The sequence below is a fragment of the Erythrobacter sp. NE805 genome (assembly GCF_046452355.1).
In the GTDB taxonomy this organism is placed as follows: Bacteria; Pseudomonadota; Alphaproteobacteria; order Sphingomonadales; family Sphingomonadaceae; genus Erythrobacter.
The window spans coordinates 335514-350393 of record NZ_JBKFDI010000001.1 but is presented as its reverse complement, the minus strand read 5'-3'; the positions used below and the strand labels follow the sequence as shown (position 1 = coordinate 350393).

Sequence of the window (14880 nt, the reverse complement as noted above, 5' to 3'; positions counted from 1 at the left end):
TGGCTGGGCATATGCAAAGGGGCGGCACCTCGCGGCGCCGCCCCTCCGTGCGACCTTCCCGGTGTCACTCGTCGATATTGCGCCGGAACGTCTCGGGGAGGAACAGCAGGCCCACGACCACGGTCAGCACGCAGATCCCGATCGGGTACCAGAGGCCATAGTAGATGTCCCCGGTCGCCGCGACCATCGCGAAGGCGGTGGTCGGCAGGAAGCCGCCGAACCAGCCGTTGCCGATGTGGTAGGGAAGGCTCATCGCGGTGTAGCGGATGCGGGTCGGGAAAAGCTCGACCAGCAGCGCGGCGATGGGCCCGTAGACCATCGTCACCAGCAGCACGAGGTAGGTGAGCACCGCGATCACCACCGGGGTCTTGATCGCCGCCGGGTCGGCCTTGGCGGGGTAGCCCGCCGCGACCAGCGCCGCCTTGACCTCGTCCTGGAAGGCGGTGATCGCCGCCTTGCGTTCCTCGCCGCTCACCTTGGCCGGGTCGGGCGCGGTGAAGGTCTGCGCGCCCACCTTGATCTGCGCGATGCTGCCCGCCTGCGCCTCGACCGCGGTGTAGCTCACCGCCCCCTTGGCGAGGAAGGACTTGGCGATGTCGCAGCTCTTGGCGTCGAACTTGTTCTTGCCGACGGGGTCGAACTGCACCGAGCAATCGGCGTCGTTGACGATCACGCTGACCGGCGCATTGGCCTGGGCATGGGCGAGCGCCGGGTTCGCTGCCTCGGTCAGCAGGTGGAACGCCGGGAAGTAGGTCGCCGCCGCCAGCGCGCAGCCGGAAAGGATGATCTTCTTGCGTCCGATCCGGTCCGACAGCCAGCCGAAGACCACGAAGAACGGCGTGCCGATGGCGAGCGCGGTCGCGATCAGGATGTTGGTGGTGGCGCCGTCGACCATCAACATCTTCTCGAGGAAAAACAGCGCGTAGAATTGGCCCGTGTACCACACCACCGCCTGCCCCGCGACCGCGCCGAGCAGCGCGACGAGGGCGAAGCGGCCGTTCTTCCAGTTGCCGAAGGCCTCGGAAATCGGCGCCTTCGAATTGGTGCCCTCTTCCTTCATCTTCTGGAAGACCGGGCTTTCCTGGAGCTGCATCCGGATCCACATCGACACGCCGAGCAGCACTGCCGAGACGAGGAACGGCACGCGCCAGCCCCATTCCTTGAAGGCCTCCTCGCCGATCGCCGTGCGGGTCCCGATCACCACCAGCAGCGCCGCGAACAGGCCGAGCGTCGCGGTGGTCTGGATGAAGCTCGTGTAGAGCCCGCGCTTGTCGTTGGGCGCGTGCTCGGCCACGTAGGTCGCTGCGCCCCCGTATTCGCCGCCCAGCGCCAGGCCCTGCACCAGCCGCAGCAGCACCAGCATCAGCGGCGCCGCGACCCCGATGCTCGCATAGGAGGGCAGCACGCCGACGGTGAAGGTCGCAAAGCCCATCAGGCCCATCGTCACGAGGAAGGTGTACTTGCGCCCGACGAGGTCGCCGAGCCGGCCGAACACCAGCGCGCCGAAGGGCCTGACCGCGAAGCCCGCCGCGAAGGCCGCGAGCGCGAAGATGAAGCCGGTGGTCTCGTTCACCCCCGAGAAGAACTGCGAGGAGATGATCGTCGCCAGAAGGCCGTAGAGGTAGAAGTCATACCATTCGAACACCGTGCCCAGCGACGAGGCGAGGATGACGCGTTTCTCCGTCCCCGTCGCCGCGTGGTGCTTGGGCAGGGCGCCATCAAAGGTCGTCGCCATAGTCCGTCTCCCGCTGTTGCGCTCGATCCTTGAGCTGGCATTCGATGATGCCGCGCCTGTCGAGGATTGCAAAGTCGCGCGGATCGGGGCCGGGGAACAGCTAGACCTTGGTCGGATGGCCGTGGGGGGGCCGGCTACTCGGCGATGGGCGAGAAGGTGAGGCGCAGTTCGGCGCCCTCGAGCACCAGCTGCCGCCCGTCGAGCGTGGTGGCGTAACGCGAAGCCTCCCCGAGGCCCTTGGCGAGCTGGTCGCCGAAGGAGGGCTGGGGGCAGAGCATCTTGGTGCTCGCGACCGGACCGAAGCTGATCGGTCCGGCCCCTGCGCGGGGCTTGCCCGCGGTCCAGCTCGCGCGGCCGCGGTTGCAATCGAGCTGCACCTGCGCCTCGCCGCCTTCCTTGAGGGTGATCGTGTGGCGGCGCTGCACCGCCGGGGTGAGGGTAGTGGTGCTCCCCGGGGTGTCGATCGTCGCCAGCTGCCACTTGGTGCCGGTCAGCGGATGGGCCTCGGGAATGGTCATGCAGCCTCCCAGCATCAGAGTGGCGGCGACAGCGAGAATGGCGGACTTCATCGCGGGCATCTCCCCAATCGGACCAGCCCTCTCATTTACCGCGCGAATCCTGAACGCAGGCAATCCGGCGCGCGCCAACGAAAAGGCCGCCGGAGCGCAAACTCCGGCGGCCCCTGTGCCCCTTGCGGGGAAGGATCAGGCCTCGCGGGTGCCCGACAGCGGCATGGCGCCGAAGGCCCCGGCGTTGACCGAGCCGGTCAGCGTGTCGCCGTCGATGGTCGCTTCGCAATCGAGGGTCATCGGCATCGGCACGACCATGTTCATCTTCCACTTGATCGTGTTGCCCTCTACCGTGCCCCCGGCGATGTCCATCGAGCCGAGGCTGCCGACCAGCGAGCCCGAAAAGGTGTCGCCGTCGGGAACGACGGTCAGCGTGCCGGTCTGGTCGCCCATCGGGCTCTTGACGACGGTCTTGTAGGTACCTGCAACAGACATATCCAACTCCCTTGGTTCGTGTGCGGACCTCAGGCGACCCGGCACTTCGGCGGCGTTATTGACATGGGTGTCAGCGCGCTTCAACCGGAATTCGGCTGAAGCGCGCTGACGACGCGTCGCTTATTCGCTCTCCATCTCGCGCTGTTCGATCGGCAGGCCGAGCGGTTCGAGCTGGGCGCGGACCTTGCTGGCGTCGCCGACCACCACCCAGACGAACTTGTCGGTGTCGAGCGCCGCGCGCGCGGCCTCGTCGAGGCCTGCGGCGGTCTGCGCGCGGTAGATGTCGGCGAGCTTCTCCTGGTAGTCGTCCGGACGGCCGTAGAGCGCATTGCCCTGCATCGCGCCGAGCACCGCCGGCGAGGTCTCGAAGCGGCCCGGCAGCGCGCCGACTTCCGAGGCGATGTTGCGGTCGAGCTCCTCGGGGGTGACGCCCTTGACGGTCAGGAACTCCTTGGTCTCGCGGATCATTTCGGCGAGCGAGTCCCCGGTGCGGTCGGCCTGCACGGGGGCGGAGATTGCATAGACCACCGCCTTCTCGCGCGCCTGGGTCGCGCCGCGCACGCCGTAGCTCCAGCCCTTGGTCTCGCGCAGGTTCATGTTGAGCCGCGCGAGGAAGTTGCCGCCGAGCGAATTGTTGGCGGCGTTGAAGGCGATGAAGGCCGGATCGCCCGCCTTGAGGGGCGTGATCTGCGCCCCGGTGATGACGCTCTGCGGCGAGTTGGGGCGGTTCACCAGGATGATGCGGTTGCCCTTCGCGGCCGGGTTGGCGGCGAACTGCTTGGCGCCCTTGGGCGCGCTCGGCGCCTGCCAGTCGCCGAAGGCGGCGTTGAGCGCGGCGACCACCTCGGCGAGCGGCTTGTCGGAGATCACGAAGACCTCGCCGTTGTCGGGGCGGATCCAGCGGTCCTTGAAGCCGACGAGGTCGTCGCGGGTGATGCCTCCGACGCTCTGGACGGTGCTCACCCCTCCATAGGGGCTGGTGCCGAACAGCTCGGGCGTGAGGGTGCGCTGGGCGATGCCCTGCGGCGACTTCATCGACTGGCGGATGCCGGTCAGCGTCTGGGCGCGGACGCGCTCGAGGTCGTCGGGGTTGAAGGCGGGCTCGCGCATCACCTGGCGCATCAGGTCGAGCGAAGGAGCGAGGTTGGCGGTCAGCGCCGAGAGCGTGAAGGTCGAACGGTCGTCGCTGTTCCCGGCCGAGATCGTCGCGCCCAGCCGCTCGCTCGCCTCGGCGATCTGCTGCGACGTGAGCGTGGCGGTGCCCTCGTCGAACAGGGCGAGCGCGAGGCCGGAGAGCCCCGCCTTAGCGGCCGGATCGGAGGCGCCGCCGGCGTCGAAGCTCATCGTAACGTAGGTCGCCGGCACGGCAGTGCGACGGGCGTAGGTGACCTTCATGCCGTTCGCCAAAGTGGCGCGCTCGATCGCCGGGAAGTCGAGCTTGGCCTCGCCGCCGATCGCCGGCTTGGGACGCTCGAGGCTGACCTTGATCGTCTCGGCAACCCGGTCGCGCTCGGAGGCGTTTTCGTCCGCCCCGCCGACCGAGGCGGCTTCCTCGTAGCTCGCGTCGCGCGCGCCCGGTTCGAGCACCACGGTCATCGCCGGACGGGTCATCCACCGCGCCATCGCCGCCTTGATGTCCGCCGGCTTGAGGCTGGCGAGCGTCTCGAACTCCTTGGCGTAGAAGGCGGGGTTGCCGGCCAGCACCTTGCCCTCGGCGAGGGTCTGGGCCTTGCCGGTGAAGCCGCCGACCTGCTCGAGCCCGCGGATCGTGCGGGCGAGATAGCTCGTCACTGCGCGGCGCACCTCGTCCTCGGTCGGGCCTTCGGAGATGAGGCGCTGGACCTCGGCGTCCATGCGGCTCTCGAGCGCGGCAAGATCCCCGCCGGGGGCGAGGGTCGCGCTGACGCTGAGGATGCCGATGCGCTGGAAGGTCGAGTTGCCCGCCGAGACATTGACCGCGATGGGATCGTTGCGCACCAGCTTCTCGTCGAGCCGGCTCGAGGAGAGCCCGCCGAGGATCGAGGCGCCGACGTCGAGCGCGATGCGGTCCTTGCCGGTGATGCCCTCGACCGGCCAGTAGCGGGTCACGCTGGTGGCGGCGACCTGGTCCTTGAAGGTCTTGCGCACCGGCGCGGGCAAGGTCGGGACGGCGGCCTGCGCCGGATCGTTCACCGGACCTGCCGCGATCGTGCCGAAATACTTCTCGACCAGCGGCTTCGCTTCGGCCGCGGAGATGTCGCCAGCGAGCACGAGGGTCGCGTTGTTGGGGCCGTAGTTCTCCCGGAACCATGCCTGGACGTCGGCCATCGAGGCCGAATCGAGGTCGGCCATCGAGCCGATCGTGTCGTGGTGGTAGGGATGGCCTTCGGGGAAGAGCGTGGCGAGGACGTCGTAATAGACGAGCCCGCCCGGCTCGTTGTCGCCCTGGCGCTTCTCGTTCTGCACCACGCCGCGCTGGTTATCGAGCTTCTCCTGCGTCACCGCGCCGAGCAGGTAGCCCATGCGGTCGCTCTCGAGCCACAGCGCGCGCTCCAATGCGGGGCGGGGGACGGTCTGGAAGTAGTTGGTGCGGTCGAACCAGGTCGTGCCGTTGTAGTCGGTCGCGCCCATTTCGGCGAGGTACTGGAAGTAGTCCTGCGGCGCGTTTTCCGAGCCGTTGAACATCAGGTGCTCGAAGAGGTGCGCGAAGCCGGTCTTGCCCTTGGGTTCGTCCTTCGAGCCGACATTGTACCACACCGCGACGCCCACGACCGGCGCCTTGCGGTCCTCGTGGACGAGCACGGTGAGGCCGTTCGCCAGCTTGAACTCCTGATAGGGGATCTGCACCTGCTTCACCAGCGAGGGGAGGTCGGCGGTCGCCTGCGGGCCCGCGGGCGCGTCGGCCTTGGCGGCGGGGGCGGGCTTGGCCTCGGCGAGCGCCGGGGAGAAGGGTGCAGCCAGCGCGAGCGCGAGGGCCGAGAGACTGGCAGCGGCGAAACGATTAGTCATGAAGGATGGCTCCGGTGAGTGGGATCGAGCGAAGGAATTCGCGGCTCAGCGCGCGTTGGTGACGATGGTCCTGCGCGGCTTGCTGGCTTTCGCCAGCAGATCATCGCGCCAGAAGTGCACGGGCTTCAGCCGGTGTTCGACGAACAGCTTCATCTGGTCGGTGTAATGCGGACTGCGCGGCCGGGTCGTGGCGGCGCCGAAAGGCTGGATCGAGCGCGAGACAACCCGTTGGCCGGGCGTCCATTCCACCCACATGATGAAGCTGTCGCCGTGCTTCATGTTGAGCCGCCCGTCGGGATCGACGTCCCAGGTGGTCGCCGCGCGCAGGGTGTCCGAGCCGCCGTCCATCGGCAGGTCGACCGTGCCCTGCCGCAGGCGCACCAGCTCGCCGAGCGGCGGGTCGAGGCGGCCGAAATGGGTCATCAGGTGATCGGCTGCGGCTTGCAGCTTCTCGGGCACGTCGGGGAAGGGCTTGTTCGAATAGTCGGCCGCCATGAAGTCGCGGATCACCAGCATCGCGAGGGCATCGGCGGGGCCCTTGCCGTCGGCGGTGAAGTCCCAGCCGAGCAGCAGGTCGCGCGCCTTCGCCAGCTCGCCGTCCGCCTTCATGCGCCCAAGTTCGTCCCACAGCCGCGCGACATAGCCCTCGCGGGCATAGCCGGTGTCGTACTTGATCTTTTCGAGCGCCGCGCGGTCGAGCGTGCCGCTGGCCGAGAGCAGCGCGTAGGCGCGCCGCGAGCGGTTGGTCTGCTTCAATTCGATCCCTAGCACCGGCGAGAAGCTCGCCGGATCGAGGTCGCTGCCCTTGCCCGCGGCGGTGAAGGGGGTGTTGTTGGAGTTGTAGACCCACCCGCTCGCCGGGTTCACGATCCTGGGGATCGCGGCATAGGGCACCGCGCCCTGCCAGATCAGGTCCGACCGGTCGCCGGGGAGCACCGAGCGCCAGTCGGCTTTCACGTCCTGCGGCCGGTTGGGGATCGCGGCGTTGTAGATGTAGGCGATCGTGCCGGTCTCGTCGGCATAGACGAAGTTGGTCGAGGGGATCGCAAGCCGCGCGATCTGCGCCTCCCATTCGGCGAAGCTCTTGGCCTTGCCGAGGTGGTAATAGGCATCGAGCTGGCCGAGCTTGCCGATCCCGCCGTAGCGCACCGCGAAGGCGCCGTCCTTGTTGCGGATCACCGGGCCGTGCACCGAACGCAGCACCTCGCGGCGGATCGGCAGGACGAGCGGGCCCACCTTGACCGGGAGGATCACCGTCCTGCTCTCGAGCGGCATCCACTTGCCGTCGAGCCGGTAGCGCGTGCCGCTCGCGTCGAGCTCGAGCTTGTAGATGTCGATCATGTCGGGGGTGTTGACCGTGTTGGTCCAGCCGAGATGCTCGTTGTGCCCCATCACCGGGAAGGGCACGCCGGGGAAGGTCGATCCGGCGAGGTGCCAGCCCTCGCCGCTCTCGATCACCAGTTCGTACCAGGCGACGCCGCCGCGGTAGGGCTGGTGCGAGTTGGAGATCAGCGTGGTCGTCCCGCCGCCCTTGGCGGGCGCGACCGCGAAGGCGTTGGAGCCGAGGTGCTCCGCCTCTTCGCCGGTCGGCAGCACCCGCGCGCGCGCCTGCTTTGCCGCAGGCGCGGGAGTAGGCTCGCCTACCGGCGCGGCGCCTTCGAGCGGCGGGCGCGGGAAGCCGGGAATGTCGGGCCCATGCTCGCGGCGCAGCAGCTCGCCCGCCACGAGCGGTCCGATCACGCTGTCGAGGCCGAAGAAGAACGGCTGGCGCAGCGCGAAGCCGGTGGCGATGTCGGTGCCGTCGATGGGGAACAGGTTCGCGAGCTTGACCTCGCCCGGGTGGTCCTCGGCGTATTGGTTTAGACCCGCGGCATAGGCCTCGTAGACCGCGCGGGTCCTTGCGGGGAGCTTGGGATATTCGCGCTCCGCTGTGCCGCGCGCGTCGATCAGGTGGTAGACGTAGTCGACCTTCGCCCCCTCCTCGCCGGCGATCGCGCCATAGCGCCCGCGGCTCATCGCGACCGTATCCTGGAGGGTGAAGAAGTCGTCCTCGGCATGGGCGATGGCGACGCCGAAGGCCGTGTCGGCGTCGGTCCTGCCCGAGATGTGCGGGACGCCCCATTCGTCGCGGATGATCTCGGCGCGGTAGGTTCCGCCCGGTGCGCCCGCGGCGGTTCGCGCGAAGAACGGCTCCCAGTTCGCGAGCGCCGCCACGGCCAGCACGAGCACCCCCAGCAGCGCAATCGCGCCGCGCTTCACCCAGATCATGCGGAAATCTCTCTCTCGTCCCTTGGGCGCGTCATCGCGCGGGCGGCGGGCGAGGTCAAGCCGCGAGCCCGCCTGCAAGGACCCTCTTGCCTTGCAGCGCGAAGGAACCCACCTAGTCGGCTAATACACCTCGGGCACAGAATTTCGGCGGGGTGGGGCTTGTGTTGCCAATCTGCAACACTACTTGGATGCGGCAACCATTGGAGGGGTTGGAACCGATGAATCTCGAGAAGTTCACCGACCGGGCAAAGGGCTTCCTGCAAGCCGCGCAGACGGTCGCGATCCGCATGAACCACCAGCGCATCACCCCGCTGCACATCGCCAAGGCGCTGCTCGAGGACAGCGAGGGCATGGCCGCCGGGCTGATCCAGCGCGCGGGCGGGCAGGCGCCGCTCGCCGCGACCGCGGTGGACGCCGGCCTGTCGAAGATCCCGGCGGTGACCGGCTCGGGCGCACAGGCCACGCCGGGCCTCGACAACGATGCCGTCCGGGTGCTCGATCAGGCCGAGCAGCTCGCCGAGAAGGCAGGGGATTCCTACGTCACCGTAGAGCGTCTCTTGACCGCGCTTACCCTCGTCCAGACCCCTGCCAGCCAGGCTCTAGCCGCCGCGAAGGTCACCCCACAGGCCCTCAATACCGCCATCGAACAGCTCAGAGGCGGCAAAAAAGCCGATTCCGCGGGCGCCGAGAGCACCTACGACGCGATGCAGAAATTCGCCCGCGACCTCACCAAGGCGGCGCGCGAGGGCAAGCTCGATCCGGTGATCGGCCGCGACGAGGAAATCCGCCGCACCATCCAGATCCTCGCGCGGCGGACCAAGAACAACCCCGCGCTGATCGGCGAGCCCGGCACCGGCAAGACCGCGATTGCCGAAGGATTGGCCCTGCGCATTGCCAACGGCGACGTCCCCGACAGCCTCAAGGGCCGCACCCTCATGAGCCTCGACATGGGCGCGCTGATCGCCGGGGCGAAATATCGCGGCGAGTTCGAGGAGCGGCTGAAGTCGGTGCTCGACGAGGTCAAGCACGCCGAGGGGCAGATCATTCTTTTCATTGATGAAATGCACACCCTGATCGGGGCGGGTGCCTCGGAAGGCTCGATGGATGCCTCGAACCTCCTGAAGCCTGCCCTGTCGCGTGGCGAACTCCACTGCATCGGCGCGACCACGCTCGACGAGTACCAGAAATACGTCGAGAAGGACCCCGCGCTCCAGCGGCGCTTCCAGCCGGTCTACATTCAGGAGCCGACGGTCGAGGACACCATCTCGATCCTGCGCGGCATCAAGGACAAGTACGAGCTCCACCACGGCGTGCGCATCACCGACGGCGCGATCGTCGCCGCGGCGAAGCTGTCCGACCGCTACATCCAGAACCGCTTCCTGCCCGACAAGGCCATCGACCTGATGGACGAGGCCGCCTCGCGCATCCGCATGGAGGTGGAGAGCAAGCCCGAGGAGATCGAGGGCCTCGACCGGCGGATCATCCAATTGAAGATCGAGGAACAGGCGCTCCAGAAGGAGACCGACCAGAACTCGAAGGACCGCTTGGTCGCCCTGCGCGAGGATCTTGCCAATCTCGAACAGCAATCGGCCGAGCTCACCACCCGCTGGCAGAACGAGCGCGACAAGATCGCTGCCGAAGGGCGCATCAAGGAAGCGCTTGACGCCGCGCGACTGGAGCTTGAGCAGGCCCAGCGCGAGGGCGATCTCGCCAAGGCGGGGGAGCTGTCCTACGGGCGCATCCCCGAGCTCGAGAAGCAGCTCGCCGAAGCGCAGGGTCAGGCCGCCAATGCGATGCTGCGCGAGGAGGTGACCGAGGAGGACATCGCCGGGGTCGTCAGCCGCTGGACGGGCGTTCCGGTCGACAAGATGATGGAGGGCGAGCGCGAGAAGCTCCTCCAGATGGAGCAAATTCTCGGCAAGCGCGTCATCGGCCAGTCGCAGGCGATCGAGGCGGTCTCCAAGGCCGTCCGCCGCGCGCGCGCAGGTCTCCAGGACCCGGGGCGGCCGCTGGGCTCGTTCCTGTTCCTCGGCCCCACGGGTGTCGGCAAGACCGAGCTCACCAAGGCGCTCGCCGGCTTCCTGTTCGACGACGACAGCGCGATGGTCCGCATCGACATGAGCGAATTCATGGAGAAGCACGCCGTCGCCCGCCTGATCGGCGCGCCTCCGGGCTATGTCGGCTACGAGGAGGGCGGGGTGCTGACCGAGGCGGTGCGCCGCCGGCCTTATCAGGTGGTGCTGTTCGACGAGGTCGAAAAGGCGCACCAGGACGTCTTCAACGTGCTGCTCCAGGTGCTCGACGATGGCCGCCTGACCGACGGGCAGGGCCGCGTGGTGGACTTCGCCAACACGCTGATCATCCTGACCAGCAACCTCGGCAGCCAGTACCTTGCGAACCTCCCCGACGGGGCAGAGGTGGCCTCGGTCGAGAAGGACGTCATGGACGTGGTCCGCGCCCACTTCCGGCCCGAGTTCCTCAACCGCCTCGACGAGATCATCCTGTTCCACCGCCTCGGGCAGGAGCACATGGCGCCGATCGTCGAAATCCAGGTCGGCCGGGTGCAGAAGCTGCTCGCCGACCGCAAGATCAGGCTCGACCTCACCGATGCGGCGCTGCGCTGGCTCGGGCGGGTGGGCTATGACCCGGTCTATGGCGCAAGGCCGCTGAAGCGCGCGGTGCAGCGCTATCTTCAAGACCCGCTTGCCGAGATGCTGCTCGAGGGGCGTCTGCCCGACGGCAGCACCCTCAGGATCGACGAGGGTGACGGGGCGCTGGCAATGTCGGTCGCCTGAGCCCCGAACGACCGTGTGAGGCGGAAGGCCCCGGGTGTTCCGGGGCCTTCCCTGTTTTCGGCATCCGGCCGCGACGGGCGACTCGCGCCCCGCCTTTTGCGGCCATGCGAGAGCGCGCAATAAAGGAACAACAAAGCGCCATATTCACAAAGCATACCGTTTTGTTGCGCAGTTCCTCGGTTATGAATGCATATTCATAAAGTTGAAATATAATTTTGTTGCGCAAGCTTCGCTGCCTTGTCGGCTGAATGTGGGATTAACGCAACACCCCCGGAAAAAGGTTGGGACCGGAGCGGGGCCGCTTTGACACGGCGGCTACGTCATTGCACAAAACCGGCACAGCGGGGACTGAACGCGGTAATCTTTGGCGCTACGGCCGGCCACACAGGGGAATCCTGTGGCAGGCTCCGCGCCCTTGCCGTTGCGTCTCCGGTTTGGGCAACTGGAGTGACCATGAAGAAATTTCACAGCAATTCGATCAAGGCGCTGGCCTTCTCGGCCTCGGCGCTCGCATTCGTGATCGCCGGCCCCGTCTTTGCGCAGGACAAGGGCCAGGAAGCCGAGCAGAAGAAGGAGCCTTCGGGCGTCGTCACCGATGGCGAGGAAGAAAAGGTCGACGTCTCGACCGACGCCACCGGCCGCACCCAGCCGCAGGGCGGTATCGTCGTCACCGGTTCGCGTATCGTCAAGGACACCTACACCTCGATCTCGCCGCTCCAGGTGCTCTCGACCGAGAACCTCCAGGCCGTCGGCGCCTTCGATCCGGCGCAGATCCTGCAGCGCTCGGAAGCTGCCGCCGGTCAGCAGATCGACGCGACCTTCAACGGCTTCGTGCTCAACAACGGCCCGGGTTCGCAGACCCTCAACCTGCGCGGCCTCGGCGCCGACCGCACGCTGATCCTCGTGAACGGCCGCCGCCTCGCGCCCTCGGGTGCGGAAGGTGCGCCGGCGAACCCGTCGATCAACCTGATCCCGGCCTCGCTCGTCGACCGTTACGACATCCTCACCGACGGCGCTTCGTCGGTCTACGGTTCGGACGCGGTCGCAGGCGTGGTCAACGTCATCCTGCGCAAGAATTTCGACGGCCTCGAAATCCAGGCCAACGGCGACCTCAATCCGCAGGGCGCGGGCGAGGACTACAGCATCTCGGGCGCGTGGGGCTTCAACACCGATCGCGCCGTGTTCGGCATCGGGGTCGAGTACCAGAAGCGCGATCTCGTTCGCTTCCGCGACCGTGACTTCCTCGTCGGCTGCGACGCGCATCGCGAAATCGACCAGAACGGCAATATCCGCACGCTCGGCATCCGCGACAGCGCGCTGATCCGCCGCAACTCGGGCGGTGCGATCACCGCCAAGGACAGCGAGTGCAAGATCGGCGGTCTTTCCGGCCGTATCTTCATCGACAACAGCCGCGTCGGTTCGGTCTACTACAAGCCCGGTGCCGGCAACGTGCTTCCCGACTTCTCGGAGAACACCGGCCTCGGCAACCGCGAAGTCGACTTCAACGGCGACGGTCGCCGTGACGTCGATTTCCAGGACTACAACAACAACTCGAACAACAACCCCGAGACGCTGGATACGACCTTCATCTCGGGACAGGAGCTGATCAACGGCTTTGCCTATGGTGAATACACCTTCGAGGGCGACGCCAACATCACGCCCTTCTTCGAGGCGCAGTTCACCCGCGCGGAAATCTCGGCCCCGAACACCGGCCAGCCGCAGATCTTCCCCTTCGTGCCTGACCTCAACCCGTTCAACCCCTGCAACATCGCGACCAACCCGAACGGGTCGCGCATCAATCCGAACGGCGTCGACTGCCGGGCCGCGGACAACGCCTTCCAGCGTCGTCTGAACCCCAACGTCTTCGCGGGCAACACCCGTCCGCTGTCGACCGGCTTCTCGCTGCCGGTGCAGCCGATCGTCGGCATCCGCGGCGACCGCAACAACTACGAGGTCACGCAGGAACAGTACCGCGGCGTCCTCGGTGTGCGCGGCGACCTGCCCTTCATCGGTTCCAGCTGGACCTTCGAGGTGGCGGGCACCTATTCGCGCTCGGTCGGCAAGTCGACCCGCGACGGCGTGCGTGAGGACCGCCTCGCGCTGGCGCTCGGTCTCGACCCGACGGCGGATTACAACCGCGACGGCATCGTCGACAACGACGGTGACGGCATCGCTGACGACTACGACAACAACCTGCCGGTCTACGGCTTCTTCGGCGATTCCCAGTGGATCGGCGTCTGCAACGGCGCGCGTCTGGCGAACCCGAGCAAGGCCGCGCCCGACCTCCTGCAGGGCTGCACCCCGGTCAACATGTTCTCGCAGAGCCTGCAGGGCGCCTTCGTCGGCGACATCAGCGCGGCCGAGCGGGCCTACATCTTCGACAAGCGTCGCTTCGACACCACCTACGAGCAGACCATGCTGTCGGCCTACGTGACCGGCGACCTGTTCGAGCTTCCCGCCGGCCCGGTCGGCGTGGTGCTCGGCGGTGAATGGCGCGAGGACAAGATCCAGTCGGATCCGAACTTCCAGGCGTCGAACGGCCTGTTCTTCGGCTTCTTCGCCGACGCCGGTGCGTCGGGTTCGAAGTGGATCCGCGAGCTCTACGGCGAAATCGAAGCGCCGCTGATGGCCGGCAAGCCGCTGGTGGAAGAACTGACGGTCAAGGCCGCCGGCCGTATCACCGACGAGGAGTTTTACGGCACCAACGGCACCTTCGCGCTCGGCGCGGGCTGGCGCCCGGTCGCCCCGCTGCTGGTGAAGTTCAACTACGGGACCTCGTTCCGTGCGCCGAACCTGCGCGAGAACTTCCTGCGCTCGCAGTCGGGCTTCCTCACCCTGACCGATCCCTGCGCCGTGCCGAACGCCGCGTTCGACCCGGCCGTGGGCTACATCGCCTCGCAGGATCCGCGTGACCAGCAGACGCTCGCCAACTGCCGCCGCGAAGGCCGCGATCCGACCCGCGTCGGTATCGATGCCCAGGGTCTGAACACCCTCACCACCTCGAGCGTGGAGATCACCTCGGGCGGCTCGCTGGACATCGATCCGGAAACCTCGCGCTCGATCACCACGGGCTTCGCGTTCGAGGAAGACTGGGCGAGCGGCTTTAGCTTCGCCTTCAACTTCAACTACTACGACATCAAGTTGAAGCAGTCGATCATCGAGCCGAGCGCGCAGTTCATCCTCAATGACTGCTACACCCGCGACGATAACACCCGCAGCCCGTTCTGCGACCGCATCACGGTCTCGGGCATCGATCGTCGCCTCGTGTCGGACGTGTTCCAGGGCTTCCTCAACCTCGACCAGGAATCGGTCCGCGGCATCGACCTCAACGCGACCTTCGGTTACCCGGTGATGATCGGTCAGGACGAGATCAAGCTCTCGCTCAACCTGACCGCGAACCACCTGATCGAGCGTTCGAGCACCTTCACCAACGACAATGGTGACGTCGACACCGAGGATTTCGCTGGCGAGTTCGGCTTCCCGAGCTGGATCGGTCGCGCGACCTTCGCGGCGAACTGGAACGACTTCACCCTGACCTGGCAGACCCGCTACATCGGCGCGGTGGCTCAGGATCCGGACGGGGTCGATCCGTTCTCGGATGCCTTCGGCTTCGGTCCGAACGGTCAGCCCACCACCGGCTTCTTCGGCGATACCTGTCTCGGCGGCGGTTCGCGCACCGGCACGACCCCCAACGGGGTCGTCGCGGGCGACAACATCTACTGCCGCGACGTCGGGTTCACCGGCGAGTACTTCGAGCATGCCGTCTCGCTGCGCTGGGACAACGGCGATTTCCGCATCATCGCCGGTGTGACCAACCTGTTTGACCGCAAGCCGCCGCTGGTCGACAGCAGCGAAGTGCTGGCCATCGCCAATGCCGCGATCGGTAACGGTTACGATCTCGACGGCCGCGAGTTCTTCGCTCAGGTGCTGTACCGCTTCTGATCGACGAATGGCCTGAATGACAAAGGAAGTGCGGCCTCGCGGTATTGACCGAGGGGCCGCATTTCCCGTTTAATGACGGCGGTAATCGGTCCGCGCCGCCCCCTTCCTCAAGGCGCACCACGGCCGACGTCGCCTGCTGGTCTCAACC

Annotated in this window: 7 protein-coding genes; 2 read left to right on the top strand and 5 right to left on the bottom strand. The window is 67.1% G+C overall.

The genetic code is table 11. The features are described 5' to 3' along the window. Window positions 1-64 precede the first annotated feature (64 nt). The 5 genes from ACLBKU_RS01645 to ACLBKU_RS01625 form a co-directional block, all read right to left on the bottom strand. Window positions 65-1735: an MFS transporter gene (locus tag ACLBKU_RS01645; protein WP_410177788.1), complete on the bottom strand. Its 1671-nt coding sequence runs from the start codon at window positions 1733-1735 to the stop codon at window positions 65-67. A 134-nt stretch (window positions 1736-1869) separates the two neighbouring features. Continuing rightward, a complete protein-coding gene (locus tag ACLBKU_RS01640) occupies window positions 1870-2304 on the bottom strand; it encodes an META domain-containing protein (RefSeq protein WP_410177787.1) in 435 nt (144 codons plus the stop codon). 135 nt (window positions 2305-2439) lie between these two features. Next, the gene (locus tag ACLBKU_RS01635; RefSeq protein ID WP_410177786.1) at window positions 2440-2739 is read right to left on the bottom strand and encodes a hypothetical protein; all 300 of its coding nucleotides are present in this window, start codon (window positions 2737-2739) and stop codon (window positions 2440-2442) included. A gap of 120 nt (window positions 2740-2859) precedes the next feature. Continuing rightward, window positions 2860-5727 (bottom strand): M16 family metallopeptidase, encoded by a 2868-nt coding sequence (locus ACLBKU_RS01630; RefSeq protein WP_410177785.1) that lies wholly within the window; start codon window positions 5725-5727, stop codon window positions 2860-2862. 45 nt (window positions 5728-5772) lie between these two features. Further along, window positions 5773-7995, bottom strand: coding sequence for an acylase (locus ACLBKU_RS01625; RefSeq protein WP_410177784.1), 2223 nt, complete (start codon window positions 7993-7995; stop codon window positions 5773-5775). A gap of 218 nt (window positions 7996-8213) precedes the next feature. On the opposite strand from ACLBKU_RS01625, the gene clpB reads away from it, so the two are divergent. Both clpB and ACLBKU_RS01615 read left to right on the top strand, forming a co-directional pair. After that, the gene (gene clpB, locus ACLBKU_RS01620) at window positions 8214-10790 is read left to right on the top strand and encodes an ATP-dependent chaperone ClpB (protein ID WP_410177783.1); all 2577 of its coding nucleotides are present in this window, start codon (window positions 8214-8216) and stop codon (window positions 10788-10790) included. Between the two features lie 453 nt (window positions 10791-11243). Continuing rightward, window positions 11244-14732, top strand: coding sequence for a TonB-dependent receptor domain-containing protein (locus tag ACLBKU_RS01615; protein ID WP_410177782.1), 3489 nt, complete (start codon window positions 11244-11246; stop codon window positions 14730-14732). Window positions 14733-14880 lie beyond the last annotated feature (148 nt).

What these genes read in the sequence shown, in the direction of transcription:
- ACLBKU_RS01630 (WP_410177785.1), bottom strand. Translation starts at nt 5,727, where the DNA reads ATGACTAATCGTTTCGCCGCTGCCAGTCTCTCGGCCCTCGCGCTCGCG.
- ACLBKU_RS01640 (WP_410177787.1), bottom strand. Translation starts at nt 2,304, where the DNA reads ATGAAGTCCGCCATTCTCGCTGTCGCCGCCACTCTGATGCTGGGAGGC.
- ACLBKU_RS01625 (WP_410177784.1), bottom strand. Translation starts at nt 7,995, where the DNA reads ATGATCTGGGTGAAGCGCGGCGCGATTGCGCTGCTGGGGGTGCTCGTG.
- ACLBKU_RS01645 (WP_410177788.1), bottom strand. Translation starts at nt 1,735, where the DNA reads ATGGCGACGACCTTTGATGGCGCCCTGCCCAAGCACCACGCGGCGACG.
- ACLBKU_RS01635 (WP_410177786.1), bottom strand. Translation starts at nt 2,739, where the DNA reads ATGTCTGTTGCAGGTACCTACAAGACCGTCGTCAAGAGCCCGATGGGC.
- clpB (WP_410177783.1), top strand. Translation starts at nt 8,214, where the DNA reads ATGAATCTCGAGAAGTTCACCGACCGGGCAAAGGGCTTCCTGCAAGCC.
- ACLBKU_RS01615 (WP_410177782.1), top strand. Translation starts at nt 11,244, where the DNA reads ATGAAGAAATTTCACAGCAATTCGATCAAGGCGCTGGCCTTCTCGGCC.